The sequence below is a fragment of the Mesorhizobium sp. B2-3-14 genome (genome assembly GCF_006442175.1).
GTDB classification, from domain to species: Bacteria; Pseudomonadota; Alphaproteobacteria; order Rhizobiales; family Rhizobiaceae; genus Mesorhizobium; species Mesorhizobium australicum.
This window is the reverse complement of record NZ_VFVP01000018.1, coordinates 1-25740: the sequence shown is the minus strand read 5'-3', so window position 1 is coordinate 25740 and position 25740 is coordinate 1. Positions and strand designations below refer to the sequence as shown.

The 25740-nt window shown below is 64.0% G+C and carries 23 protein-coding genes; 20 read left to right on the top strand and 3 right to left on the bottom strand.

Annotated features, from left to right (window positions below):
* Positions 1-63: 63 nt before the first annotated feature.
* Positions 64-1518: a xylulokinase gene (gene xylB, locus FJ950_RS28805; RefSeq protein ID WP_140620576.1), complete on the top strand. Its 1455-nt coding sequence runs from the start codon at positions 64-66 to the stop codon at positions 1516-1518.
* 299 nt (positions 1519-1817) lie between these two features.
* On the opposite strand, the gene FJ950_RS28795 is transcribed toward xylB, so the two are convergent.
* Positions 1818-2180, bottom strand: a complete 363-nt coding sequence (locus tag FJ950_RS28795; protein WP_140620574.1) for a nuclear transport factor 2 family protein — start codon at positions 2178-2180, stop codon at positions 1818-1820.
* Positions 2181-2293: 113 nt separating this feature from the next.
* On the opposite strand from FJ950_RS28795, the gene xylA reads away from it, so the two are divergent.
* Both xylA and FJ950_RS28785 read left to right on the top strand, forming a co-directional pair.
* Positions 2294-3619 carry a xylose isomerase gene (gene xylA / locus FJ950_RS28790; protein ID WP_140620573.1) on the top strand — a complete coding sequence of 442 codons (1326 nt, stop codon included), beginning with the start codon at positions 2294-2296 and terminating at the stop codon, positions 3617-3619.
* A gap of 207 nt (positions 3620-3826) precedes the next feature.
* Positions 3827-4036: a hypothetical protein gene (locus tag FJ950_RS28785; protein WP_015314600.1), complete on the top strand. Its 210-nt coding sequence runs from the start codon at positions 3827-3829 to the stop codon at positions 4034-4036.
* An 11-nt stretch (positions 4037-4047) separates the two neighbouring features.
* Here the strand turns inward: FJ950_RS28785 and FJ950_RS28780 are convergent, their stop codons facing one another.
* Positions 4048-5025 (bottom strand): GlxA family transcriptional regulator, encoded by a 978-nt coding sequence (locus FJ950_RS28780; RefSeq protein WP_140620572.1) that lies wholly within the window; start codon positions 5023-5025, stop codon positions 4048-4050.
* A gap of 79 nt (positions 5026-5104) precedes the next feature.
* Here FJ950_RS28780 and FJ950_RS28775 point away from each other — a divergent pair, with 79 nt between their 5' ends.
* From FJ950_RS28775 to FJ950_RS28740, 7 genes are all read left to right on the top strand, one after another.
* Positions 5105-6022, top strand: coding sequence for a 3-keto-5-aminohexanoate cleavage protein (locus tag FJ950_RS28775; RefSeq protein WP_023772124.1), 918 nt, complete (start codon positions 5105-5107; stop codon positions 6020-6022).
* A gap of 22 nt (positions 6023-6044) precedes the next feature.
* A complete protein-coding gene (locus tag FJ950_RS28770; RefSeq protein ID WP_140620570.1) occupies positions 6045-6674 on the top strand; it encodes an HD domain-containing protein in 630 nt (209 codons plus the stop codon).
* Positions 6671-7765: a carnitine 3-dehydrogenase gene (locus FJ950_RS28765; RefSeq protein WP_140620568.1), complete on the top strand. Its 1095-nt coding sequence runs from the start codon at positions 6671-6673 to the stop codon at positions 7763-7765. Before FJ950_RS28770 ends, FJ950_RS28765 begins: the two co-directional genes overlap by 4 nt.
* 4 nt (positions 7766-7769) lie before the next feature.
* Positions 7770-8933 carry an acyl-CoA dehydrogenase gene (locus FJ950_RS28760; RefSeq protein ID WP_023772121.1) on the top strand — a complete coding sequence of 388 codons (1164 nt, stop codon included), beginning with the start codon at positions 7770-7772 and terminating at the stop codon, positions 8931-8933.
* 3 nt (positions 8934-8936) lie between these two features.
* Positions 8937-11015: an acetate--CoA ligase family protein gene (locus FJ950_RS28755; protein WP_140620566.1), complete on the top strand. Its 2079-nt coding sequence runs from the start codon at positions 8937-8939 to the stop codon at positions 11013-11015.
* A complete protein-coding gene (locus tag FJ950_RS28750; RefSeq protein ID WP_140620564.1) occupies positions 11008-11790 on the top strand; it encodes a carnitinyl-CoA dehydratase in 783 nt (260 codons plus the stop codon). Before FJ950_RS28755 ends, FJ950_RS28750 begins: the two co-directional genes overlap by 8 nt.
* Positions 11791-12006: 216 nt before the next feature.
* Positions 12007-12945 (top strand): alpha/beta hydrolase, encoded by a 939-nt coding sequence (locus tag FJ950_RS28740; protein WP_140620560.1) that lies wholly within the window; start codon positions 12007-12009, stop codon positions 12943-12945.
* A 20-nt stretch (positions 12946-12965) separates the two neighbouring features.
* Here FJ950_RS28740 and FJ950_RS28735 read toward each other — a convergent pair whose 3' ends face one another.
* Positions 12966-13667: a GntR family transcriptional regulator gene (locus tag FJ950_RS28735; RefSeq protein WP_181171410.1), complete on the bottom strand. Its 702-nt coding sequence runs from the start codon at positions 13665-13667 to the stop codon at positions 12966-12968.
* Positions 13668-13883: 216 nt separating this feature from the next.
* Between FJ950_RS28735 and FJ950_RS28730 the strand changes: the two genes are divergently transcribed.
* From FJ950_RS28730 to FJ950_RS28680, 10 genes are all read left to right on the top strand, one after another.
* Positions 13884-14924: an ABC transporter substrate-binding protein gene (locus FJ950_RS28730; RefSeq protein WP_023772116.1), complete on the top strand. Its 1041-nt coding sequence runs from the start codon at positions 13884-13886 to the stop codon at positions 14922-14924.
* A gap of 74 nt (positions 14925-14998) precedes the next feature.
* Entirely contained in the window at positions 14999-16084 is a 1086-nt protein-coding gene (locus FJ950_RS28725; protein WP_140620556.1) for an ABC transporter ATP-binding protein, read from the top strand.
* A complete protein-coding gene (locus tag FJ950_RS28720; protein ID WP_140620554.1) occupies positions 16081-17007 on the top strand; it encodes an ABC transporter permease in 927 nt (308 codons plus the stop codon). Before FJ950_RS28725 ends, FJ950_RS28720 begins: the two co-directional genes overlap by 4 nt.
* A complete protein-coding gene (locus tag FJ950_RS28715; protein WP_140620552.1) occupies positions 17004-17804 on the top strand; it encodes an ABC transporter permease in 801 nt (266 codons plus the stop codon). The genes FJ950_RS28720 and FJ950_RS28715 overlap by 4 nt, the downstream gene beginning before the upstream one ends.
* A 65-nt stretch (positions 17805-17869) precedes the next feature.
* A complete protein-coding gene (ggt, locus tag FJ950_RS28710; protein ID WP_140620550.1) occupies positions 17870-19456 on the top strand; it encodes a gamma-glutamyltransferase in 1587 nt (528 codons plus the stop codon).
* Between the two features lie 260 nt (positions 19457-19716).
* Positions 19717-21237 carry an acyl--CoA ligase gene (locus FJ950_RS28700; protein ID WP_181171478.1) on the top strand — a complete coding sequence of 507 codons (1521 nt, stop codon included), beginning with the start codon at positions 19717-19719 and terminating at the stop codon, positions 21235-21237.
* Between the two features lie 2 nt (positions 21238-21239).
* The gene (locus FJ950_RS28695) at positions 21240-22220 is read left to right on the top strand and encodes a 2-dehydropantoate 2-reductase (protein WP_140620544.1); all 981 of its coding nucleotides are present in this window, start codon (positions 21240-21242) and stop codon (positions 22218-22220) included.
* Positions 22221-22973: 753 nt separating this feature from the next.
* On the top strand, positions 22974-23612 hold the full coding sequence (locus FJ950_RS28690; RefSeq protein WP_224525446.1) for a hypothetical protein: 639 nt from the start codon (positions 22974-22976) through the stop codon (positions 23610-23612).
* A gap of 137 nt (positions 23613-23749) precedes the next feature.
* Positions 23750-24307 (top strand): hypothetical protein, encoded by a 558-nt coding sequence (locus FJ950_RS28685; RefSeq protein WP_246681402.1) that lies wholly within the window; start codon positions 23750-23752, stop codon positions 24305-24307.
* 147 nt (positions 24308-24454) lie between these two features.
* Complete coding sequence (locus tag FJ950_RS28680; protein WP_246681401.1) at positions 24455-25588, top strand: glycosyltransferase family 9 protein; 1134 nt, start codon at positions 24455-24457, stop codon at positions 25586-25588.
* Positions 25589-25740 lie beyond the last annotated feature (152 nt).

The window sequence follows — 25740 nt, the reverse complement described above, 5'->3', positions numbered from 1 at the left end:
CTTAAAAACTGGCTCAAACATATTTTTCGGGTTCCGAAAAAAATAAGAACGTGGGAGGAAACCATGTATCTCGGCCTCGACCTGGGCACATCGGGCGTCAAGGCGCTGCTGATCGATGCCGGACAGGGCGTCATCGGCTCCGGCCATGGTACGCTTGATGTTTCTCGGCCTCATCCGGGCTGGTCCGAGCAGGATCCCCTGCACTGGATACGCGCCTGCGAAGATGCGATCGCCGACCTGAAGGCGGCACATCCCGGGCAGTTCGCGGCAGTCAAGGGCATCGGCCTGTCGGGCCAGATGCATGGCGCGACCTTGCTCGATGCGGCCGATCAGGTGTTGCGCCCCTGCATCCTGTGGAACGATACGCGCAGCCATGTCGAGGCGGCGGCACTGGACGCCGATCCGCGCTTCCGCGCGCTCACCGGCAACATCGTCTTTCCCGGCTTCACCGCGCCCAAGCTCGCCTGGGTGAAGAACAACGAACCCGCTGTCTTCGCCAAGGTGGCAAAGGTGCTTTTGCCCAAGGATTTCCTGCGGCTCTGGCTGACCGGCGACTACATTTCGGAAATGTCGGATTCGGCCGGCACATCCTGGCTCGATGTCGGCAAGCGGCGCTGGTCGGCGGAACTGCTCGCTGCGACCTCGCTTGAGGAAAAGCAGATGCCGTCGCTGGTCGAGGGCACGGAAAAAGCCGGCGCCCTGCGCGCCGAACTCGCGTCGCGGTGGGGCATCGCGGCCGGCACTCCGGTGGCTGGCGGGGCCGGCGACAATGCGGCTTCCGCCTGCGGCATGGGCACGGTCGGCGCCGGCCACGCTTTTGTCTCGCTCGGCACATCGGGCGTGCTGTTTGCCGCCAACGCCGCCTATCTGCCCAACCCGGCCAGCGCGGTGCACACCTTCTGCCATGCGCTGCCCAACACCTGGCACCAGATGGGCGTCATCCTGTCGGCAACCGATTCGCTCAACTGGCTGTCGGAGATCACGGGCAAGGGCGCGGGCGAACTGACATCGGAACTTGGCGAGATGCTGAAGGCGCCGACCGGCGTATCCTTCCTGCCCTATCTCTCGGGCGAGCGGACACCACACAATGATTCGGCCATTCGCGGCTCGTTCACCGGCCTGGCGCATGAATCGGGCCGCGCAGTGCTGACACAGGCCGTGCTCGAAGGCGTCGCCTTTGCCTTCCGCGACAGCCTGGAGGCATTGAAAACCGCCGGCACAACCTTGACGCGCGTGACCGCGATCGGCGGCGGCTCGCGCTCGCGGTACTGGCTGAAGGCGATCGCCACCGCGCTGCAATTGCCGGTGGATATTCCGGCTGATGGCGATTTCGGCGCTGCGTTTGGAGCGGCCAGACTTGGCCTGATCGCCGCGACGGGCGCCGATCCGCTGGCCGTGTGCTCCGCGCCGAGGACAGATGCCACGATCGAGCCGGATGCGGCTCTTGGCGGCGCCTTCGCCGATGCCTATCACCGCTACCGCGCGCTCTATCCGGCGATCAAGGCCGTAACCGCGTGAGTTGGCGCTTGTCCCATTCCTTTCGTCCGGGCGCTGGCGCTGCCCCTCACCTGCCTGCCGGCATCCTCTCCCCGTATAGAGACGGGGAGAGGGGCGCTGTCATTGCTGGTTTCGCCAATCGCCATGGTCGCAGGAAAGGCGTCGAGATTGCCGCCGGCCCCCTTCTCCCCGTCACTATACGGGGAGAAGTGCCCGGCAGGGCGATGAGGGGCGGCGCCGACTTCGCCAATCGGTCCCCTCTACAGATTGGACAAGCAACTACTGTAAGCGTGGGAGCCACTCAACTTGCCAGCAAGACCTCACTGCGCCGGCACCTTGTCGAGGAAGCCGGTGACGCTCTTCAGGCGGCCGTTCTCGATGATGCCGATGTCGGTGCCTTCGATGACGGAAGCAGTGCCCTCGGGCCCGAGATTCCACGAAAATCGGATCTTGTCGGCAAAGCCGTCCGGCGTGCCCTTCAGCGAGAAGCGGAAGCCGGCAAAGCGCTGCTGGACGCCGCCGATCAGCGCCGCGACGCCTTCATGGCCGTCGCCCTGCATGAGCGGATCGCGATAGCTGACGTCCTCGGTGAAGACAGCCTTGAGCAAGGCCGCCCGGCGGTCGGCATCGCTTTCGTTCCAGGCGGTGATGTAGTTCAGGGCGATCGTGTTGAGGTCGGTCATGGTCTGTCTCCTTCGTTTGACGGTTTTGACAGGACCGTTTTCGACCAGCCTCGGCGTGAAACCAATTACGCCTGAGGTAATCGGGCAAACCTATCTTGGAGAGGAAGAGAACCATGAGCAGCGGCTTTTTCGGCGATATCCAGACAATCAAATATGAAGGACCGGATTCGACCAATCCGCTGGCCTACCGTTTCTACAATCCCGACGAAGTGGTGGCCGGCAAGCGGCTGGAAGACCATCTGCGCTTTGCCGTCGCCTACTGGCATTCCTTCGCCTGGCCGGGCGGCGACCCGTTCGGCGGCCAGACCTTCGACCGTCCCTGGTTCCCCAAGGCTGGCGGCGTCGACACGATGGAATTGGCGAAGCTGAAGGCGGATGTCGCCTTCGAGATGTTCTCGCTGCTCGGCGCTCCCTATTTCTGCTTTCACGACGCCGATGTACGGCCCGAGGGCAAGGATTTTTCCGAAAGTGCGGCCCGCCTCGATGAGATCGCCGATTATTTCGCCGGCAAGATGAAGCAGACCGGCGTCAAGCTTTTGTGGGGCACGGCGAACCTGTTCTCCAACCGCCGCTTCATGTCGGGCGCGGCGACCAATCCCGATCCGGATGTGTTCGCCTACGCGGCGGCGACGGTGAAGAGGTGCATCGACGTCACCAAGCGGCTGAAGGGCGAGAATTACGTGCTGTGGGGCGGGCGCGAGGGTTATGAGACGCTGCTCAACACCGACCTTGCCCGCGAGCAGGAACAGGCTGGCCGTTTCCTGAACCTCGTCGTCGACTACAAGCACAAGATCGGCTTCAAGGGCACGATCCTGATCGAGCCGAAGCCGCAGGAGCCGACAAAACACCAGTATGACTACGACGTCGCGACCGTCTACGGCTTCCTCAAGCGCTTCGGCCTGGAGAAGGAGGTCAAGCTCAACATCGAGCAGGGCCACGCCATCCTGGCCGGCCACTCCTTCGAGCACGAACTGGCGCTGGCCAATGCGCTCGGCGTCTTCGGCTCGATCGACATGAACCGCAACGACTACCAGTCGGGCTGGGACACCGACCAGTTCCCCAACAACGTGCCGGAAATGGCGCTGGCATATTACCAGGTGCTCCAGGCCGGCGGTTTCAAGACCGGCGGCACCAATTTCGACGCCAAGCTGCGCCGCCAGTCGCTCGACCCGCAGGACCTGCTGATCGGCCATATCGGCGGCATGGATTCCTGCGCGCGCGGCCTCAAGGCGGCAGCGAAGATGGTAGAGGACAAGGCGCTGTCGGGTCCGCTCGCCGAGCGCTATGCCGGCTGGAACAGCGCCGAGGCCAAGGCGATGCTGTCGGGCAAGCGGACGCTGGAAGAGATCGCCGAGCGCGTGGTGAAGAAGAAGATCGAGCCGCAACCGCGCTCCGGCCGCCAGGAACTGCTCGAAAACATCGTCAACCGCTACGTCTGACGCTGCCTGACCGTCGGCAATCCAAGCCGGCGCACTATGCGATTCGAAAGCTTGGCGCGCGGAAACTTTCTGCGCGCCATGCTGAAATCGACGACAAGGTTTTGCCCTTGCCGCCTCTCAATGACCTCGCTCTTGCCTTCAAACTGCCGTCACGAATCTCGTATAGGTATGGCTCGTGGCGGGAGAGGAAGAAGGAGGCGAACCGATATGCAGAACGAACGTGAAATCGACGCCCTGCTCTCACCTGGCGAGGCCGGATCGATCATCGACCGGTTGATGGCAATGCCGCATCCCAGGGATGGCGCGCGCCGGTCCAACGAATGGGATCGTGCTGTTGCCAGCCGTTTCGAGACCCATCTGGCCAGACAGATGCGCTCGCAGATCGATGGCGGCAGCGACCGGCAAAACGCCGCCTGAGCCGCCTGGATTCAACCTCGGCGAAGCCTGACAGGGGCTTCGCCAAAAGCTCTTGAAAATGCTCTCGAAAAGGCCGCGGCAGACGAGAACCCCGTCCGCCCGGCGATGTCCGCCATGGCGATCCGGGTGTCGACAACGAGCCGGCGCGCGGCGCCCAGGCGCAGCCTGAGATAGTAGGCGCCCGGCGTCTCGCCGATCGACTTGCGAAAGATGCTTTCCAGGGTGCGCGCCGTCACCCCGGCGCGCCTGGCCACCGCGTCGATGGTCAGCGGCTGGTCGACATGCGCTTCCATCAAGCGGATCGCTTGCGCCAGGCGCGGATCGTAGCCGTCGAGCCGGCCGAGCGAGACCAGCGGCTGGGCATCGGTCGCGGCACGCGCCTGGTCGTAGATGAAGACGCTGGCGACATCGAGCGCCACCGCCATGCCGAGCCGCGTGCGAATCAAGTGCAGCATCAGGTCGAAGGTCGGCGAGGCGCCGCCCGAGGTGAACACCGGCCCGTCGATGACATAGCGGTCCGGCCGGACATCGACGCCGGGAAAAGCCGACGAAAAATCCTCCATGTCTTCCCAATGGGTGGTGGCGCTGCGGCCCTCCAGCAGGCCGGCGCGCGCCACCAGCCAGGTGCCGGCCTCGACGCCGCCGCACGCGCGGGCCGCCCGCGCCGCCCTCCGCAAGCCTGAAAGCAGGACCGACGTCGCGTAGTTCTGGGTGCCGAAACCGGCGACGACGACGAGAACGTCAGTTGTCTCATTGGCGTCGAAACGGCCGCTGACCGCCACCGGCAGGCCGCAGGTGGTAACCGGCGCCTCGCCTGTCACCGAGACCAGCTTGAAGTCGAACAGGGTCTCGCCGGAAATGCGATTGGCGGCCCGCAGCGGGTCGACGGCGGAGGCGACGCACATGATCGAGGAGCCGGAAAACACCAGGAACGTCACCTTGAGGGTCTCGCGTTCGGCGCGAAAGACAGATTTTTCGCTTTTGATCATGTGGCCTTCGTAAAACGCAAAGCAGCTTTGATCAAGTCGAGCGATGGTAGGGACTGTTTCGAATGGGAGGAGAGTTTCGATGCCGCTCGCGATGAACCGTGAGGTCTTCATTACCTGTGCCGTGACCGGGTCCGGCGGCTCGCAGGATCGCTCACCCCACGTACCGCGCTCGCCCAAGCAGATCGCCGATTCGGCCATCGACGCGGCCAAGGCCGGCGCTGCCATCGTCCATTGCCATGTGCGCGACCCCGAAACCGGCAAGCCCAGGCGCGACGTGCATCTCTACCGCGAGGTGACCGAGCGCATCCGCGCGGCGGATGTCGACGTCATCCTGAACCTCACCGCCGGCATGGGCGGCGACATGGTGTTCGGCTCGCCCGAGGCGCCGCTGCCGCTCAACGAAAAGGGCACCGACATGGGCGGCGCCACCAACCGCATGGAACATGTGCGCCAGTGCCTGCCGGAAATCTGCACGCTCGACTGCGGCACCATGAATTTCGCCGAGGCCGACTATGTCATGACCAACACGCCCGGCATGCTGCGCGCCATGGGCGGCATGATGACGGCGCTCGGCGTCAAGCCCGAGATCGAGGCCTTCGACACCGGGCATCTCTGGTTCGCCAAGCAACTGGTCGAGGAAAAGGTGCTCGATCCGGACGCGCTGGTGCAGCTCTGCATGGGCGTGCCGTGGGGGGCGCCCGACGATCTCAATACCTTCATGGCGATGGTCAACAACGTGCCGTCGACATGGAACTGGTCGGCTTTCGCCATCGGCCGCAACCAGATGGCCTACGCCGCTGCCGCCGTGCTCGCCGGCGGCAATGTCCGCGTCGGCCTCGAGGATAATCTGTGGCTCGACAAGGGCGTGCTGGCGACCAATGCGCAATTGGTCGAGCGTGCCGCCTCGATCGTCACCAATCTCGGTGCCCGGATCCTGGGCCCGGAAGAAGTGCGCAAGAAGCTCAACCTGACCAAGCGAGCGCCGATCGCGGCATAAATTATTCGCAGGGAGGGTCGATATGGCTACTGTAAAATTCACCGCCATGAAGGATGGCGACAGGCAAGACTATGAGTTCCTGACCGCCCACGAGATCGACTACGCGGCCAGGACCGGCGAGCGGCTGCTCGACGCGCTGGTGCGGCTCGACGAAGGCCTGTCCGGCTACAAGATCACCCGGCTCGGCCATTCGCTGCAGGCGGCGACGCGGGCCTGGCGCGACGGCGCCGACACCGACTGGATAGCCTGTGCGCTTCTGCACGACATCGGCGACATCTACGCGCCCTACAATCACGACGAATACGCCGCTTCGATCCTGAAACCTTTCGTGCGCGAGCAATGCACCTGGGTGGTGGAGAAGCATGGCGACTTCCAGCGCCTCTACTACGCCCACCATCTCGGCGGCAATCGCCATGCGCGCGACCGCTTCGCCGGTCATGCCTATTTCGACGATTGCGACCAGTTTTGCGAACGCTGGGACCAGTCGAGCTTCGACCCTGACTATGCGACGCTGCCGATCGACTTCTTCCGGCCGTTCGTGCTCGAAGTCTTCGCCCGCAAGGCCTACGACCCATCGGTCATCCGCGCCGGCGAGCGCGTGCCTCTCACCGATCCCGAAACCGCCAGGACAAGAACCGGAGCCTCTCAATGAGCATCATCAACAAGGCGGCCGCCATCGGCGGCGGGGTCATCGGCGCCGGCTGGGTGGCGCGGCTCCTGCTCAACGGCATCGACGTGTCGATCTTCGATCCCGATCCCGAAGCTTCGCGTAAGGTCTCGGAAGTGATGAAGGGCGCGCGCCGCGCCTATAGGCAGATGGTGCCGGGCGGCCTGCCGAAAGAGGGCAAGCTGACCTTCGCCAAGACCATCGCCGAGGCGGTCGCGGATGCCGACTTCGTCCAGGAAAGCGTGCCGGAACGGCTCGACCTCAAGCACAAGGTGCTGGCCGAGATCGACACCCACGCGCCGGCCAACGCCATTGTCGGTTCGTCGACCTCGGGCATCAAGCCGACCGACATGCAGGTGGCGATGAAGAAGCACCCGGAACGGCTGGTCGTCGGCCATCCGTTCAATCCGGTCTATCTGCTGCCGCTGGTCGAGATCGTCGGCGGCGACCAGACTTTCCCGGAAGCCATCGAAGTCGCCAAGGAAATTTATGCCTCGATCGGCATGAAGCCGGTCGTCATCCGCAAGGAGATCGAGGCTTTCGTCGGCGACCGCCTGCTCGAAGCCGCCTGGCGCGAGGCGCTGTGGCTGATCAAGGACGGCATCTGCACGGTCGAGGAACTCGACGACATCATGCGCTATGGCTTCGGCCTGCGCTGGGCGCAGATGGGCATGTTCCAGGTCTATCGCGTCGCCGGCGGCGAGGCCGGCATGCGCCACTTCATGGCGCAGTTCGGGCCGTGCCTGAAATGGCCGTGGACCAAGCTGATGGACGTGCCGGAGTTCAACGACGAGCTGGTCGACCTGATCGCCACCCAGTCGGACGACCAGGCGCACGGCCTGTCGATCCGCGAACTGGAAAAGATCCGCGACGACAATCTGGTCGCGATCATGGATGCGCTGTCGAAGCAGAACAAGGGCAAGGGCTGGGGCGCCGGCGCGCTGCACAAGGATTACACAAGACAGCTCGCCAAGCTGGCGGCGAAGAAGCCCGTGGCCTCAAAGGCAGCGGAAAGGGCCAGGGCCGCCAAGCCGGTGAAGAAAGCCGAAAAGCCGAAGAAAAAGAAGAAGGGCTGAGACCATGGATTTCGGTCTTTCGGAAGAGCAGAAACTCATTGTCGAAACGACGCGCGCCTTCGTCGAGAACGAGCTTTATCCGCACGAGCGCGAGGTCGAGCGCACTGGCGTGCTGCGCCGCGAGCTGATCGAGGAGATCAAGGCGAAGGCGATCGAGGCGGGCCTCTATGCCGCCAACATGCCTGCCGATGTCGGCGGCGCGGGGCTCGATACGGTGACCTGGCTGCTCTACGAGAAGGAACTCGGCCGCGCCAATTACGCACTGCATTGGACCTGCGTGGCGCGCCCTTCCAACATCCTGCTCGCCGGCACGCCGGAGCAGCGCGAAAAGTATCTTTTCCCCTGCATCCGCGGCGAGAAATGGGACTGCCTGGCGATGACCGAGCCGGGCGCCGGCTCCGACCTGCGCGGCATGAAGGCGACCGCCGTGCAGGATGGCGACGACTGGGTGCTGAACGGCACCAAGCATTTTATCTCCCACGCCGATCTCGCCGATTTCGCCATCGTCTTCATGGCCTCGGGCGAAGAGGATTCACCGCGCGGAAAGCGCAAGAAGATCACCGCCTTCTTCGTCGACAAGGGCACCAAGGGATTCACGGTGCGCGACGGCTATCGCAATGTCTCGCATCGCGGCTACACCAACGCCATTCTCGAATTCGACGACTGCCGGCTGCCGGCATCCCAGGTTCTGGGCGAGGTGCACAAGGGCTTCGACGTCGCCAATTCCTGGCTCGGCGCCACGCGGCTGCAGGTCGGCGCCACCTGCCTCGGCCGTGCCGAGCGAGCGCTCGGCCATGCGGTCGAATATGCCGCGCAGCGCCAGCAGTTCGGCCAGCAGATCGGCAAGTTCCAGGGCGTGTCGTTCAAGCTCGCCGACATGGCGACGGAACTCAAGGCCGCCGACCTGATGGTGTTCGAAGCCGGCTGGAAGTACGATCAGGGCACCGTCACCGATCAGGACATGGCCATGGCCAAGCTGAAGGCCACCGAAATGCTCGCCTTCGTTGCCGACGAGGCCATCCAGATCCATGGCGGCATGGGGCTGATGGATGACCTGCCGCTGGAGCGCATCTGGCGCGACGCCCGCGTCGAGCGCATCTGGGAAGGCACGTCGGAGATTCAGCGACATATTATTTCGCGGGCGCTGCTGCGTCCGTTCGGGGCTTGATCGATGCATAAACTTGAACGCCTCCTGCGCCCCAAATCGATCGCCGTGTTCGGCGGCGTGCAGGCCGCCGCCGTCGTCGCGCAATCGATCAAGATGGGCTTTGCCGGCGAGATCTGGCCGGTGCACCCAACCAAGGACGAAGTGGCCGGACGCAAGGCCTACCGATCCGTCGCCGATCTGCCCGGCGCGCCGGACGCCGCCTTTGTCGGCGTCAACCGGCACCTCACCATCGAGGTGGTCAAGGCGCTGGCCGAACGCGGCGCCGGCGGCGCCGTCTGCTTTGCCGCCGGCTTCCTCGAGACCGAGGCCTATGACGAGGACGGCGAGCGGCTGCAGGCCGAACTGGTGGCCGCCGCCGGCCAGATGCCGATCATCGGACCGAACTGCTACGGCCTGATCAACTATGCCGACGGCGCGCTTTTGTGGCCAGACCAGCATGGCGGCATCAGGCTGGAAGGCGGCGGCAAGGGTGTCGCCATCATCACCCAGTCGTCCAACATCGCCATCAACATGACGATGCAGAAGCGCGGCCTACCGATCGCCTTCCTGATGACCGCCGGCAACCAGGCGCAGACCGGCCTGTCCGAAATGGCGCTCGGCCTGATCGAGGACGAGCGCGTCACCGCGCTTGGCCTGCACATCGAGGCGTTCGATTCGGTAGCCGGCTTCGAGCGCCTGGCGGCAAGGGCACGTGAGCTCAAGAAGCCGATCATCGCCATGAAGGTCGGCCGCTCCGAACAAGCGCGGCAGGCAACCGTCTCGCACACCGCTTCGCTTGCCGGCTCGGACGCTGCTTCCGGCGCCTTCCTGAAGCGGCTTGGCATCGCTCGCGTCGATTCCATCCCCTCCTTCATCGAGGCGCTGAAGCTGCTGCACATCACCGGCCCGCTGCCTGGCTATACCTTGTCGTCGATGAGTTGTTCGGGCGGCGAGGCATCGGTCATGGCCGACAGCGCCGAAGGCCGATGGGTCAACTTCCCGGTCCTGAACGACACCCATCGCGCCCATGTCAAATCGACGCTCGGGCCGCTGGTCGCGGTGGCCAATCCCCTGGACTATCACACCTTCATCTGGAACAACGAGCCGGCGATGACCGCCACCTTCACCGCCATGGTGTCGGGCGGCTTCGACCTCAACATGCTGGTGCTCGACTTCCCGCGTCCCGATCGCTGCTCGGTGACCGACTGGTGGGCGACGCTGCGCGCTTTCGAATCGGCGCTGAAGACCAACAAGGCGCGTGGCGCCATCGTCTCCTCGCTGCCGGAGAACCTGCCGGAAGAATACACCGCCGAGCTGATGGCGCGTGGCATGGTGCCTTTGTTCGGGATTTCGGAGGCGATGGACGCCGCCCAGGCCGCGGCCTTCATCGGCTGGGCCTGGCGCGAACCGCAGGCGCAGCCGGTGGATACCTCCGCCTCCGGTGCTGCCGGCGGCGACCATTCCACGCCCGACGAGGCGCAAGCCAAGGCGCGGCTGATCAAGGCCGGGCTTCCGGTGCCAAAAGGCGAACGCGCCGACAATGCGGTCGAAGCGGTGATCTCGTCCATGGCGCTTGGCTTCCCCGTCGCCCTGAAGGCGCTTGGCGTCACCCACAAGTCCGAGGTCGGCGCCGTCAGGCTGAACCTCAAGGACGCCGAATCGGTCAGCACCGCAGCGCATGACCTGTTGCCGCTCGGCACCGGGCTCTATGTCGAGCGCATGGTGCGCGACGGCGTCGCCGAACTGATCGTCGGCTTCACCCGCGATCCGATGTTCGGCGCCGTGATGACGCTGGGCACTGGCGGCGTGCTGGTCGAATTGCTGCGCGACAGCGTCACGCTGATGCTGCCGGCAACGCGCGACGACATCGAGGCCGCACTGCGCGGCCTGAAACTGTTCCCGCTGCTCGAGGGCTATCGCGGCCGGCCGAAGGCCGATCTCGCGGCCGCCATCGACGCCATCGCGGGCATTGCCGGTTTCGTGCAGGAGAATGCCGGCGAGATCGAGGAACTCGACATCAATCCGCTGATCGTCTGCTCCGAGGGCAAGGGCGCCTGGATCGCCGATGCATTGCTGGTGCTGGGAGAAAACAAGAATGTCTGACGTCATTTCGACCCGCCGCGAAGGCTTGATCCTCGAGGTCACGCTCGACCGCCCCAAGGCCAATGCCATCGACCTGAAAACATCGCGGCTGATGGGCGAAACCTTCAAGGCGTTCCGCGACGATCCCGACCTGCGCGTCGCCATCGTCAAGACCGCCGGCGACAAGTTCTTCAGCGCCGGCTGGGACCTCAAGGCCGCCGCGAGCGGCGACGCGGTGGACGGCGACTATGGCGTCGGCGGTTTTGCCGGGCTGCAGGAATTACGCGACCTGAACAAGCCGGTCATCGCCTGCGTCAACGGCATGGCGGTGGGCGGCGGCTTCGAGCTGGCGCTGTCCTGCGACCTCATCTACGCCTCCGACCACTCCTCCTTCGCGCTGCCCGAAATCCGCGCCGGCACGCTGGCCGACGCGGCGACGATCAAGCTGCCGAAGCGCATCCCCTATCATGTCGCCATGGACCTTTTGCTCACCGGCCGCTGGATGGATGTCGCCGAGGCGCATCGCTGGGGCCTGGTCAACGAGGTGCTGCCCAAGGAAAAGCTCGAGGACCGCGTCTGGGAGATCGCCCGGCTGCTCGCCAGCGGCCCGCCGCTGGTGTTCGCAGCGATCAAGGAGACCGCGCGGGTGGCGGAATCGCTGACCTTCCAGGAGGCGATGAACAAGGTGACGCGCCGGCAACTGCCGACGGTCGATGCGCTCTATGGGTCGGAGGACGGCATGGAAGGTTTCCGCGCCTTCGCCGAAAAGCGCGAACCGGTATGGAAGGGGAGATAGCTCGCCGACGATGATGTTCCGTCACACCCCCCTCTGGCCTGCCGGCCATCTCCCCCGCAAGGGGGGAGATCGGATGACGTTTCCGCCTTCGCCAATCGCCAGCGCTGCGACAAAAGCACCGCAGGCGAAGCTGCCAATCTCCCCCCTTGCGGGGGAGATGGCCGGCAGGCCAGAGGGGGGTGCCTGGGCTCGACCTTCGAAGTCGGTTGAGCCGGCATGACCGACTACAAAACCCTGATCGACGCCGAGACCTGGGCTTTCATCGAGCGGACGAATTCCTATTATCCGCCCGACACGATCGATTCCACCATCGCGCAGCAGCGCGAGATCTACCATCGCATGTGCCGCGAGTTCTTTGCCGGCTACCCCGAGGGGGTGACTGCGGAGACCACCGCTATTGCCGGGCCGGCATGCGATATCCCGATGCGCATCTACCGCAACGCAAAGCCGGACCATGCCGCCATGGTGCTCTACTTCCATGGCGGGGGCTTTATCCTCGGCGGGCTGGACAGCCATGACGACGTCTGCGCCGAGCTTTGCGGCCGCACCGGTTATGAGGTGGTCTCGGTCGACTACCGGCTGGCGCCGGAGCATCTGCATCCGGCCGCTTTCGACGATGCGATGAGCGCCATCGAATGGGCCGCCGGGACCTACGACCGCCCGGTCTTGCTGTGCGGTGACAGCGCCGGCGGCAATCTTTGCGCCGCCGTTGCGCACGCGACACGTGGCCACGCGAAAAAGCCGATCGGCCAGGTGCTGATCTATCCCGGTCTCGGCGGCGATCGCGCGCGCGGCTCCTATGTGACGCATGCCGAAGCGCCGATGCTGACGGTGCGCGACCTTGAATTCTACAAATACGTCCGTACCGGCGGCGTGGACCAGACCGGTGACATCACGCTGTATCCGCTGGCCGATGCCGATTTCGCCAATCTGCCGCCGACCGTGCTGATTACCGCCCAGTGCGACCCGCTGTCATCCGATGGCGAGGCTTATCGCGACCGCATCGTCGCGGCGGGCGGGCGCGCCGCCTGGTTCGAGGAGCCCGGCCTGGTGCACGGCTATCTCAGGGCTCGGCATGCCGTTGGCCGCGCCCGCGCGAGCTTCACCCGGATCGTCGACGCGGTGGCCACGCTCGGAAAGGGCGGCTTAACCTAGTAGGACGAATGGCTGTCCGCTCAGGACGCCTTGGCCAGGAAGCTCTGATAATCCGATTTCGCCTGCAGCAGGCGCAGCACGTTCTCGCGCGAACCGCGCACATGCGCGCGGGCCAGGGCGCCGGCGCGGCTGACATCGTTTGCGCAGATCGCCTCGACGATCTCGGCGTGTTCGTCGCGGGCGATCTTCCATTCATCGAGCCACAAGAGTTCGGTCCAGACATAATGCTGGCACTTGTCGAGGATGCCGCACAGCATGCCATGCAGCATGACATTGCCGCTGATCTCGGCAATGACGCGGTGGAGATCGATGCCGACCTCCAGTTCCTGGAATTTTTCCCGCGTCGTGCGATCTGGAATGGCGGCCAGCCGCTCGCACTCGGCCAGCATGGCGCGCAGCCGCGCCTTGTCCTTCTCGGTCGCAGCGGCCGCCGCCAGTTCGGTCGCGTGACCGTCGAGCAGTTCGCGGATGGCGAAGGCCTCGCGGAACATGTTGATGTCGAACTCGGTGACGGCATAGCCCTGGCGCGGCCGGCCGGTGACCAGCCCGTCGCGCTCAAGGCGATTGAAGGCTTCGCGCACGGGGGTGCGGCTGACATTGAGTTTCGCCGCGATGTCGCTTTCGGTGACGCGTGAACCCGGCGGAATCTGGCCGGTCACGATCATCGCCTTGAGCGCGGAATAGACCGAGTCGCGCAGCGTGTTTTTTGGTTCCTTGGCCAAGTTCCGTTTCCAGTTCTCCGGCCGCTTTAGCCGGACATCGCCTCGTTTGTAGTCGCAGTCGGCGTAATTTGCCACGCCCCGCGGCGCCGTTCCCGCCGTCCAACCGATCGCGCCCGTCGCAGTTGACAACACCGATCTCTCGGCTACATTCTAAATTGTATACAAAATCGCATGCCAAATCAAAAAACAAATGGGAACACCGGTCGGAGAACCGAAATGAACAGGACCACCAGCTTTAGAACTCTAGCGATAGCCGGGCTCATTGCCTCCGTGGCAGTGCCCGCCGTCGCCGCCGACACGATCACCGTCGCCTCATGGGGCGGCACCTATCAGGAGGCGCAGACCAAGGCCTTCTTCAAGCCGACCGCCGATGCGCTCGGCATCACCATCAAGGAAGACACGACCAACGGCCTCGATGACGTACGCCTGCAGGTGACCGGCAATGCGGTGAAATGGGACATCACCGAACTCGGCGCCGACGAATGCGCGCGCGGCTCGAAGGAGGGGCTGTTCGAAAAGCTGGATTACGGCATCATCGACAAGAGCGGCATCAACCCCAAGCTGGTGCATGACGATTGGGTCGGCATTTCCTACACGTCCGTCGTGCTGATCTACCGGACCGATGTCTTCGGCGACAAGGGCCCGAAGACATGGGCCGACTTCTGGAACGTGGAAAAGTTTCCGGGACGGCGCGCGCTGAGCAGCAGCCAGGCGACGGAGACGCTGAGCGTCGCAGCACTCGCCTCCGGCCTGCCGATCGACAAGGTCTATCCCGTCGATATCGACGGCGCGCTGAAATCGGTCGACAAAATCCGAGGCCATGTCGATGCCTGGTGGACCTCCGGCGCCCAGGCCATGCAACTGGTGAAGGATGGCGAAGTCGACATGGCGAGCATCTGGAACGGCCGCGCCGGCACTTTGAAGAAGGAGGGCGCGCCGGTCAGCTTCTCCTTCGACCAGGGCGTGCTCACCGCCGATTGCATGGTCATCCCCAAGGGCGCCAAGAACAAGGACGCGGCGATGAAGGCGCTGGCCATGTTCGTCAGCCCGCAATTGCAGGCCAACCTGCCGCTCTATGTCGACAATGGACCGGTGAACGAGAAGGCCTTCGAGACCGGCAAGATCCCGCCGGAGCGGATCAAGGACATCAATTCGGCGCCCGAAAACGTCAAGAAGCAGGTATTGCAGGATGCCGAGTTCTGGCGCGACAACCTCGTCGAGGCGACGGAAAAGTTCAACAACCTGATCCAGCAATAGGCCGGAATCCTGACATTGCGGGACGGCAGCAGCGCCGCCCCGCTTCTTCAGTCTCTGCCTCGGAGATAACGATCTTGTCCATTGCACCATCCGCGCTGCCGATCGGCATGCGCGCGATCGAGAAACGATTTGGCAGCGTGCCGGTGCTGCGCGACCTGAACCTCGATGTCGAGGCTGGCGAGTTCCTGACGCTGCTTGGGCCTTCGGGCTCGGGGAAGACGACGCTGCTGATGATCCTGGCCGGTTTCGTGCGAGCCAATGGCGGATCGATCAAGGTCGGCGGCGACGAGATCATCACCACGCCGCCGCACCGGCGCAATATCGGCATGGTGTTCCAGAACTATGCGCTGTTTCCGCATATGAACGTCTTCCACAACATCGCCTTTCCGCTGAAGCAGCGCGGCGTCGGTGTGACAGAGACAGCGCAGCGGGTGGAGAAGGCGCTGGAGCTGGTGAAGCTGCATGGCCTGGGCGAGCGCCGGGTGGACCAGCTTTCCGGCGGCCAGCGCCAGCGCGTGGCCCTGGCGCGCGCCATCGTCTTCGAGCCGCGCATCGTCTTGATGGACGAACCGCTGTCGGCGCTCGACAAGGGCCTGCGCGAGCATATGCAGATCGAATTGCGTGCGCTTCATCGCCGTCTCGGCATGACCACGGTCTATGTCACGCACGACCAGCGCGAAGCCATCACCATGTCGGACCGTATCGCGGTGATGAACGGTGGCCGCATCGAACAGCTCGACAGGCCCGAAACGCTTTATGCCGCGCCGAAGACGCAATTCGTAGCCGGCTTCATCGGCGAATCGAACTTCATCCCGGTCGAAAGCCGCAATGGCTCGGTCTGGTATGAGGACAGGCTGATCCAGACCGGCGCACCGACGCCGCCGGCCGGTCCGCATCTGATGGTGGTGCGACCGGAGAAGCTGCGGCTGGTCACGGCATCCGACCCGTCGACCGGCGTCAATGTGCTCGATGCGACGGTCAGCGACATCATCTACCAGGGCGACAGTTTTGTCTGCTATGCCAGCCTGCGCGACGGCCGCCAGCTGACGCTGCGCGACTATTGCCGCAGCGATGTGCTGGCAAGGCTGCCGGCGCCGGGCCAGCCGATCACGCTCGGCCTCGATGCCAAGGACACGATCCTGGTGGCGGCCGAGGGATGAGCGCGCAGTCCGCCTTCGTGACGGAGACCGCCCGCCCGGCAGGGCAGGACCTGAACGCGCAGGCCCTGCGCGCCGATGCGCGGCGCGAGTCATTGCGGCTGCTGGCGCTGCTGGCGCCGAGCCTGTTCCTTGTCTGCGCGATCATCATCGTGCCGATCGGCTGGCTGTTCTGGCTGTCGCTGTTCGACGAGACCGGCGCCTTGAGCGCCGCCAACTATGCGCGTTTCTTCGAGCAGGCCTCCTACATCAGGACCTTCATCACCACCTTCGAGGTCGCCTTCATCGTCACCGGCGCCTGCGTGCTAACAGGCTATCCCCTGGCCTACATGTTGTCGCAGCTGCCGCGCCGGGCCGCATCGATCTGCCTGATCTTCGTCATCCTGCCGTTCTGGACGTCGGTGCTGGTGCGCACCTATGCCTGGCTGGTGATCCTGCAGCGCAAGGGCCTGATCAACAGCTGGCTCATCGATCTCGGCGTGATCAGCCAGCCGCTGTCGCTGGCCAACAATTTTTCGGGCGTCGTCATCGGCATGACGCACATATTGCTGCCGTTTCTGGTTTTGCCGCTCTATGCCTCGATGAAGACGATCGACACCGACTGCCTGCGCGCCGGCATGAACCTCGGCGCCGGCCCGGCCGCCACCTTCCGGCAGATCTTCTTTCCGCTGTCGGTGCCGGGCCTCGCCTCCGGCGTGGTCATCGTCTTCGTGCTGTGCCTCGGTTTCTTCGTGACGCCGGCGCTGATGGGTGGCGGCAAGGTGGTGATGTGGGCGATGCGCATGGAACAGACCACCAGCCTCTATTCCAACTGGGGCGCCGGTGCGGCACTCGGCGTGGTGCTGCTGGTGGTCACGCTGGCGCTTCTCGGCCTGTTCCAGTGGCTGCTCGGCGCGCGCGCCACCGGCGTATGGAGTTCGCGATGAGTGAAGATATCGGATTGCCGATCTCGCATCGGCAACGGCTGTGGCTCTACGCCTTCGGCGGCCTCGTGCTGTTGTTCCTGATCGCGCCGTCGGTCATCATCGTCATCATGTCGTTCTCGGATTCGACGCTGCTGCAGTTCCCGCCGCGGCAATGGTCGCTGCGCTGGTATGAAAGCTATTTCCAGTCGCTGGAATGGCGCGACGCCACCATCGTGTCGGTGAAGGTCGCGGTCATGACCGCGCTGGTGGCGACGCCGCTCGGCACTGCCGCCGCCTATGCTATCAACCGGGGCACGCTGCGCTTCAACGGCACCATCAACGCGCTGCTGACGGCGTCGCTGATCATCCCGGTGATCCTGGTCGGCATCGGCACCTTCTTCCTCTATGCGCGCATCGGCCTCAACAACACGCTGATCGGCCTGGTCATCGCGCATACGGTGCAGGCGCTGCCGCTGGTGGTGCTGACGGTGCTGTCGGGCCTGCGCTCCTACGACATGAACCAGGAGCGGGTGGCGCGCAGCCTGGGTGCGGGGCGCATCGCCGCCTTCTGGCAAGTGACGATGCCGCAGATCCGCTTCTCGATCGTCTCGGGTGCGCTGTTTGCCTTCATCACCTCCTTCGACGAAGTTGTCGTCTCGCTGTTCATCTCGGGCGGGGAGACCACGACACTGACACGCCGCATGTTCAACGCGCTGCGCGACCAGATCGACCCGACCATCGCCGCCATCTCGACCTGCCTGATCGCGCTGTCTGTCCTGCTGTTATCGCTGGCGCAGATCTTCGGCCGCCGGCATTGATTTCATCGGACCCATTCGCTTCAAGTGCCCATTTTCTTCAAGACACCGGGGGATACCCAGACCAGATGCGTGATTTCCAGTTTCCCGGCCGCTCGCCGGTTCGTGCCACGGAAGCGATTGCCGCGACATCGCATCCGCTCTCGACGCTTGCGGCCATCGAGATACTGCGCGCCGGCGGCAATGCCATGGATGCCGCCATCTGCGCCGCCGCCGTGCAGGGCGTGGTCGAGCCGCAATCGACGGGGATAGGCGGCGATTGCTTTGTCCTCTACTGCCCCAAGGGGCAAAGCGAAGTGCTGGCTTTCAACGGCTCGGGGCGTGCACCGGCGGCCGCGACCGTCGACTGGTATCGCGACAAGGGTTTTAGCGAGCTTCCCAAACAGGGGCCGCATGCGGTGACCGTGCCGGGCGCCATCGACGCCTGGTGCCGGCTGCTGGAGGACCATGGCAGCAAGAGCCTGGCCGAGGTGCTGGCGCCGGCGATCCACTACGCCGAGAACGGCTATGTCGTGCACGACCGCGTCGCCTTCGACTGGGCCGAACCCGAAACCGATCTTTCCGCCGACGAGCATGCCGCGCGCATCTTCCTGCCGGGCGGCATGGCGCCGAAGGCCGGCGACGTGCACAAGCAGCCCGCGTTGGCCGCCACTCTCCGGGTGATCGCCAAACAGGGCCGCGCCGGGTTCTACGAAGGCGCGGTCGCCGACGACATGGTGCGCCGGCTCAAGGAGCTGGGCGGGCTGCACACGGCGGACGATTTCGCCGCGACCAGGGGCGACTATGTGGCGCCGGTGAGCGTCAGCTATGGCGGCCACGAGATCCACCAGATGCCGCCGAACAACCAGGGGCTGACGGCGCTTTTGATGCTGAACGTGCTGTCGGGCTTCAAGCTCGATGGGCTCGACCCTAACGGCGCCGAGCGCCTGCACCTGGAGATCGAGGCCGGGCGGCTGGCCTATCGCGACCGCGACCGTTTCGTCGGCGACCAGGACCATGTCCCGGTGCCGGTGAGGCAGCTTCTGTCGGCAGCCTATGCCGACCGGCTGCGCGCCGAGATCGACCGCGAGCACGCCATGACCCATTTGCCCGACGTGCAGCTGCCGGGCAGCGACACGGTCTATATCTCGATCGTCGACCGCGACCGCAACGCGGTCTCCTTCATCAACTCGACCTATTATTCGTTCGGCAGCGGCGTCGTCGGTCCCAAGACCGGCGTGGTGCTGCAGAACCGCGGCTCGAGCTTCCGCCTTGACGCAGGTCATCCCAACGCCATCGCGCCCAGCAAGCGGCCGATGCACACGATCATGCCCGGCATGGCGACCAAAAACGGCCGCGTGGTGATGCCGTTCGGCGTCATGGGCGGCGGCTACCAGCCCTTCGGCCATGTCCATCTTCTGACCAACATGATCGATTTCGGCATGGACCCGCAGCAGGCGCTCGATGCGCCGCGCGTGTTCTACAATGACGGTATGGTGGAGGCGGAGCGCAACGTGCCCGCCGAGGCCGTCGAAGGCCTGCGGCGGCGCGGCCACGCCATCACCGAGCCGCACCATCCGCTGGGCGGCGGCCAGGCGGTGCTGATCGACTGGGAAAAGGGAACGCTGACGGGGGCATCCGATCCGCGCAAGGACGGGATGGCGCTGGGGTATTGAGGGGATGGGCAGGGCAACTACCGGGCGCTGGCGCTGCCCCTCACCTGCCTGCCGGCATCCTCTCCCCGTATAGTGACGGGGAGAGGGGACACTGTCATCGACGGTTCCGCCAATCGCCCACGCTGAACAGGCGCCGAGGCCGAAACTGCCCCTTTCTCCCCGTCCCTATACGGGGAGAAATGCCCGGCAGGGCAATGAGGGGCGGCGCTGACATCAGATGGACTTTCGCAAGCCATAGTCTTGAAACATAGCTGGTGACCATGACCCAAATCCACACAGACCTTTCCCACCGCCTCGTCGCCGGCGCCGACGACGCGCCGGCGATCCTGGCGCCCGACAGGCCGACGCTGACCCATGGCAGGCTGCGCGCGCTGATCGCCACCACCGCCACGCAGCTCCATGCACGCGGCATCGGCCGAGGCGACCGGGTGGCGATCGTGCTGCCCAACGGGCCGGAGATGGCGACGGCTTTCATCGCTGTCGCCGCCACAGCCTCGACGGCGCCGCTCAACCCCGCCTACCGGGCGGACGAGCTCGATTTCTACCTGACCGACATCGGCGCCAAGGCGATCCTGGTCGCCGAGACCGAGACTGGCCCTGCCTTGACTGTGGCCGAGCGCCTCGGCATTGGCGTGCTGCGGCTCATCGCGCCGCCGGACGCGCCGGCCGGCAGCTTCACCATCGAGGGCGCGGCGGTCGGATCGCAAGCGGCTCCCGCCATGGCCGGGGACGGTGACATCGCGCTTCTGCTGCACACGTCGGGCACGACGTCACGCCCCAAGCTGGTGCCGCTCAGCCATGCCAATGTCGCGGCCTCCGCCCGCCATATCGGCGCCACGCTCGGCCTGACGGCGGATGACCGCTGCCTCAACATCATGCCGCTGTTCCACATCCATGGGCTGATCGCGGCGGTGCTGTCGTCGCTGGCATCAGGCGGCAGCATCTACTGCACGCCAGGCTTCAACGCGCTGCGCTTCTTCCAGTGGCTGAGCGACGCCGGGCCGAGCTGGTACACGGCGGTGCCGACCATGCACCAGGCGATCCTGGCGCGCGCGGCGCGCAACGCCGAAGCATTGGCGGCGGCACGCCTGCGCTTCATCCGCTCGTCCTCGGCTTCGCTGCCGGCGCAGGTGATGGCCGAACTCGAGGCGACTTTCGGCTGCCCGGTCATCGAATCCTACGGGATGACCGAGGCCGCGCACCAGATGGCGTCGAACCGGCTGCCGCCCGGCCTGCGCAAGCCGGGCAGCGTCGGTGCCGCCGGCGGACCCGAAGTCGCCGTGATGGCGCCGGACGGCCGGCTGATGCAGGCCGGCGAAACGGGCGAGATCGTCATTCGCGGCCCCAATGTCACCTCAGGCTACGAGAAGAACCCGGACGCCAACGCCACGGCCTTCGCGCATGCCTGGTTCCACACCGGCGACCAGGGCGTGCTCGACGATGACGGCTATCTCAGGGTCACCGGCCGGCTGAAGGAGATCATAAATCGCGGCGGCGAGAAGATCTCGCCGCTCGAGGTCGACAATGTGCTGATGGACCATCCGGCGGTGGCGCAGGTCGTCACCTTCGCCATGCCGCATGACAAGCTCGGCGAGGAGGTGGCGGCGGCCGTGGTGCTGCGCGAAGGCATGAGCGCCAGCGAGGGCGATATCCGCGCCCACGCCGCGATGCGGCTCGCCGACTTCAAGGTGCCGCGCAAGGTGCTGATCCTGGAGGAGATCCCCAAGGGCGCGACCGGCAAGCTGCAGCGCATCGGGCTCGCCGCCAAGCTCGGGCTCTGATCATGAAGATCACCATTTTCGGCGCCGGCGCCATCGGCGGCTATGTCGCGGCCAAGCTGGCCATCGCCGGCCGCACCGAGCTGTCGATCATCGCGCGCGGCACGCATCTCGACGCGATCAAGGCCAATGGCCTGCGCCTGATGGAGGACGGGCGGGAAACGACCGCCCCCGTCAAGGCCGCCGCCAAGGCGGAAGAGCTCGGCACGCAGGACTACGTCGTGCTGGCGCTGAAGGCGCATTCCGTCGCGCCCGCGCTCGACCAGATCGCCCCGCTGCTTGGGGACCACACAGCGGTCGTCACCATGCAGAACGGCGTTCCCTGGTGGTATTTCCATAAAACCGGCGGCGTGCTCGAAGGCACCAGACTGCATCAGGTCGACCCCGGCGGCACGATCTGGAACCGGCTCGGCCCGCGGCGCGTCATCGGCTCGGTGGTCTACCCCGCCGTCGAGGTCGATGCGCCCGGCCTGATCCGCCATGTCGAGGGCAGGCGCTTCTCGCTCGGCGAACCCTCGGGCGAGAAGAGCGAACGGGTCACGCTCCTGGCCGGGGAGATGATCAAGGCCGGGCTGCAGGCACCGGTGCGCGACGACATACGCGCAGAGATCTGGATAAAGTTGTGGGGCAACCTCTCCTTCAACCCGATCTCGGCGCTGACCGGCTCGACGCTGGCCGCCATCGTCGCCGACGAAGGCACCCGCGCGCTCGCCCGCGCCATGATGCTGGAAGCGCAGGCGATCGGCGAAAGCCTCGGCGTGCGCTTCCCCATAGACGTCGACCGCCGCATCAAGGGCGCCAGCGATGTCGGCGACCACAAGACCTCGATGCTGCAGGACCTGGAACGCGGCCGCCCGATGGAGATCGACGCGCTGGTGGGCGCCGTGCAGGAGCTGGGACGGCTGACGGGCAAGCCGACGCCGGCGATCGATGGGGTGCTGGCGTTGGTGAAGAGGCTGGCGGTGGAGCGGGGGTGTTATGGGTGAATAGGAAACCGACATCGGTTAGTGCCTGCCGTCCCGAATGACCGGAGAGAGACGTCCATAACTCTACGGTTGGACGGCCGCTTTGCGCCTCATCTCGATTATCGAGTCAGCTGTGCCGCCGCCGAAAAGCGGGCGTTGGTGACGACGCATCAGACGTGACGGGTGCGCCAGGACCGTACCTAGCCGTGACCCATGTGTGATGTCGACTTATCCTTAGTTCCCGCTCGTAAAGCGTTGCAGGGCCAAGGTTCCACAGCCGGTAGACACGATCGGGCTCGGCCAAGCCGCGGCCGGGTTCTGTCAAGATATTTGCGCTCCGACGCGGAGTGGATAGCTGCTTCTGCCGACTTTTTTCCGCAAGGTGGAGAAAAACAGTTGGCGACCTACTTCAGAAGGTAGGAACGAACGCTGACTTCAGATTGAAAGGAACGCGCAATGCCGAAGACTACGATTTACCCTTGGTACGCCAAGGACGGGGAAGAGGCCGTGGCCCGCTTCTCCCGAGATCTTTTCCAATAGCGCATTTGGTGCCGATCACCGTGCACGCTCGCCACCGTGACCAAGTGATCCGCTGTACTTCGGCCTTCCGCTTGCAGTGCTTCCCTGCTTAATTCGAGGAAATTTGCACAATTATAAGGTTGCGGCATGATACCAATCTACATCGGCTATGATCCACGGGAATCCCGCGTTCTAGACGTAGCGCGATGGAGCGCTTATCGGCGGACAAGCACGCCGTTGCAGATACTACCATTGGTGCTCAAAGACCTTGAAGCCCAAGGAATTATGAAGCGACCGATGGTGGTACGGGATGGTAAGCTCTGGTGCCCGATTTCCGAGGCACCGATGGCGACCGAGTTTGCCATATCGCGCTTTGCCGTTCCGTTTATAAGGCAAGGCGGCTGGGCCATGTTCTGCGATTGTGATGTCCTGTTTCTGAAGGATCCAGCCAAGCTGCTCGATCTAGTCGATCCTTCCTACGCGATTATGGCGGTTAAGCACCAGCAACGCGAATCCGAAGCGGTCAAGATGGACGGACAAATGCAGACGTTCTATCGCCGCAAAAACTGGTCGTCGGTCGTTTTGTGGAATCTAGATCATCCCTCCAACAAACGGCTGACCAACGAGATGCTCAATACGTGGCCTGGACGTGACCTCCACGCCTTCAAATGGCTTGAGGACCACGAGATCGGGGAATTGCCTCTGGCATGGAACTACCTCGTAGGAGCTTCGGCTTCCGAACTCGATCCCGCCGATGTCTCGCTGGCGCACTACACGCTCGGCGGCCCTTGGTTTGCGGGTTGGTCCGGCACCACGCAATGGGACGAATTGTGGAGGCGAGAAGAGAGCATTCTGCGCGCGTTTGAGGAACATGCCGTTCAGGTTCCCGCATGAAAACTCCGCTTTTGGATTTCTTGCCAATCTTCTCAAAGCCAACTCTTCGGTTGCCCAGGGCCACTGGTCCCGCCTTGGTGATGGGGTCAGCGCCGAATTTTCGCCTCCCGGAGGGACATGGTGTCGATTGGGCCCTAGTGACCGTCAATGCTTCCCAGCTTTTGGCGGAAACGTTCGGCCTCCGCCTTCCTGATATCGCCGTCATCCGCCGCGGCATTTTAGTCGGCGCGAGCGAACAGGACTTCTACAAGCGCGATTTGTTAAAGGGACGGCAGGCGAAACATCTGATCGTACCGGTTTGGCCGGACGTTGAAGACAAGCTGAAAGCTGGTTGTCGCACCTTCAATTATGGTTTTGATACCTTGCAGGCGCTCACCAAATGGCAACTTGCCAACATCGTCTGGCGGCTTAGCGGCAAATATCATGTGTCCCGCGGCTGGCACCGGAAAATCTCCACCGGAGCCTTCTCGATCATGTTGACGCGTTTCGCCGGTTTCGCCCCTGTTGTAGTCAGCGGGTTTTCCCTGTCCCAGGCTGGGCATGGATACGACACCCGAAATGCCTTTCGATATCATGCCGACGAAGATGCGGAGTTGCTTCGCCTGGTAGTGAGTAGAGGCGAGCCAATCTACGCGGAGGATAGGGACTTCGCTGCGGAAACTGGATTGCCCTTATGGCAGGGACAGATGCCATGACGAGTGCTTCTTAGGGAAGCTTGCAACATGGGCTGTCCCGAACGCTATAGCAAAGATGATCTAGCTCCGGTGGTGAAAAGAGATATCCATTTCTCGGAGATGCGAACCGACCAATGACCAACATTACCCGCCCTTCAGGAGGTTGGTGTGCTGAATATCTCGATGGTTGATCGGCAGACTGTCAAGTCCATTCTCGTTATTCAGACGAAGTACATCGGGGACATCATTCTAACTTCGGTGCTCGTGCGAAATCTGCGCCTCGCTTACCCAAACGCTGCCATAGTCATGCTTTGCGCTCCTGGCCTGCGAGACTTCGTAATCAGCCAGAATATCGCGGACCTGGCCATCGGGTTCGACGGTAGAAGTGGTGGTAGAAGTCTGCTTCAGCGGGTGAAGGAATATTCAAGCTTGGTCGCTGACCTCCGTCGCCGAAAATTCGATCTCACCATTGATGTAACTGACTCGAAGACGTCAAGGATATTGCACAGGTCAATCGGCGCTCCGCTGCGCGTTGGGTACAACCCCCCGGAAAAGCCCCTGAAGTTTTGGGAAGGTCAGCCTGCTAATATATTTGCTAAACCCTTTGGTCATGGAGGCGCGCACTATTTGTACCGATATTTGTCCCCGCTTGAAGCCCTTGGGATAGAATTACGCGAAGTGACGCCGAGGCTTGAACCCACACCGGTTGGGCGAAGCGCGTCTACCCAGGTTCTGGCGCAAAGCAAGCTGGCTGTAAAAGCTTTCGTCGCTGTGCACGCTGGAGCAAGGTTCGAAGGGCGGTGTTGGCAACCTGAACGGTTCGCTGCAATAATCGACGAGGTTTATGCCGCCACGGGCCTGCGGTCACTACTGGTTGGTGGACCTAATGAAGGCTCAACCGCGCAGACAATCTTGGACATGGCAGCGTCACCATTGGCGAGCGTTGTCGGTAAGATCTCGCTTGAGACATTAACTGCTTTGCTTGCGGATGCATTTATCTTTCTGGGAAACGAGAGCGGCCCAATGCACCTGGCTGCGTCAGTCGGAACCCCGGTTGTGGGGCTTTATGGCCTCACGCCACCCGACATCTGGGGACCTCTTGGGGTGCTTCACCGCACCGTTGAGCCGCCGTTGCCTTGCCAGTGCATTGCGCCCAATTTGTGCAAGCCCGGCAATCCGGGCGGCGTGTACTGCGTTCATCGACTACCCGTTGCCAAGGTCGCCCAGGCGACACGAGACCTGATAGATGCAGTGAGGCAACAGGCGAACGAGACGGCCAATCAAACAGACTCACTCCGGTAGAAACAGCGATGACCGGCCCGTGTGAAACCGTGAAGAAGGCACTGCAGACCTATGTCGACGAGATCGTGCGATCATCAATTCGGTGATAGGCAGGCGGTAAAGGATCGCCAGTAGCGATGCAAACCCTAAGTCACCCCTTGCCCCCCCCCCCC

What these genes read in the sequence shown, in the direction of transcription:
- FJ950_RS28720 (WP_140620554.1), top strand. Translation starts at nt 16,081, where the DNA reads ATGAGCGCGCAGTCCGCCTTCGTGACGGAGACCGCCCGCCCGGCAGGG.
- xylB (WP_140620576.1), top strand. Translation starts at nt 64, where the DNA reads ATGTATCTCGGCCTCGACCTGGGCACATCGGGCGTCAAGGCGCTGCTG.
- FJ950_RS28730 (WP_023772116.1), top strand. Translation starts at nt 13,884, where the DNA reads ATGAACAGGACCACCAGCTTTAGAACTCTAGCGATAGCCGGGCTCATT.
- FJ950_RS28750 (WP_140620564.1), top strand. Translation starts at nt 11,008, where the DNA reads ATGTCTGACGTCATTTCGACCCGCCGCGAAGGCTTGATCCTCGAGGTC.
- FJ950_RS28780 (WP_140620572.1), bottom strand. Translation starts at nt 5,025, where the DNA reads ATGATCAAAAGCGAAAAATCTGTCTTTCGCGCCGAACGCGAGACCCTC.
- FJ950_RS28700 (WP_181171478.1), top strand. Translation starts at nt 19,717, where the DNA reads ATGACCCAAATCCACACAGACCTTTCCCACCGCCTCGTCGCCGGCGCC.
- FJ950_RS28785 (WP_015314600.1), top strand. Translation starts at nt 3,827, where the DNA reads ATGCAGAACGAACGTGAAATCGACGCCCTGCTCTCACCTGGCGAGGCC.
- FJ950_RS28760 (WP_023772121.1), top strand. Translation starts at nt 7,770, where the DNA reads ATGGATTTCGGTCTTTCGGAAGAGCAGAAACTCATTGTCGAAACGACG.
- FJ950_RS28770 (WP_140620570.1), top strand. Translation starts at nt 6,045, where the DNA reads ATGGCTACTGTAAAATTCACCGCCATGAAGGATGGCGACAGGCAAGAC.
- FJ950_RS28795 (WP_140620574.1), bottom strand. Translation starts at nt 2,180, where the DNA reads ATGACCGACCTCAACACGATCGCCCTGAACTACATCACCGCCTGGAAC.
- FJ950_RS28740 (WP_140620560.1), top strand. Translation starts at nt 12,007, where the DNA reads ATGACCGACTACAAAACCCTGATCGACGCCGAGACCTGGGCTTTCATC.
- FJ950_RS28765 (WP_140620568.1), top strand. Translation starts at nt 6,671, where the DNA reads ATGAGCATCATCAACAAGGCGGCCGCCATCGGCGGCGGGGTCATCGGC.
- FJ950_RS28695 (WP_140620544.1), top strand. Translation starts at nt 21,240, where the DNA reads ATGAAGATCACCATTTTCGGCGCCGGCGCCATCGGCGGCTATGTCGCG.
- FJ950_RS28775 (WP_023772124.1), top strand. Translation starts at nt 5,105, where the DNA reads ATGCCGCTCGCGATGAACCGTGAGGTCTTCATTACCTGTGCCGTGACC.
- ggt (WP_140620550.1), top strand. Translation starts at nt 17,870, where the DNA reads ATGCGTGATTTCCAGTTTCCCGGCCGCTCGCCGGTTCGTGCCACGGAA.
- FJ950_RS28755 (WP_140620566.1), top strand. Translation starts at nt 8,937, where the DNA reads ATGCATAAACTTGAACGCCTCCTGCGCCCCAAATCGATCGCCGTGTTC.
- xylA (WP_140620573.1), top strand. Translation starts at nt 2,294, where the DNA reads ATGAGCAGCGGCTTTTTCGGCGATATCCAGACAATCAAATATGAAGGA.
- FJ950_RS28715 (WP_140620552.1), top strand. Translation starts at nt 17,004, where the DNA reads ATGAGTGAAGATATCGGATTGCCGATCTCGCATCGGCAACGGCTGTGG.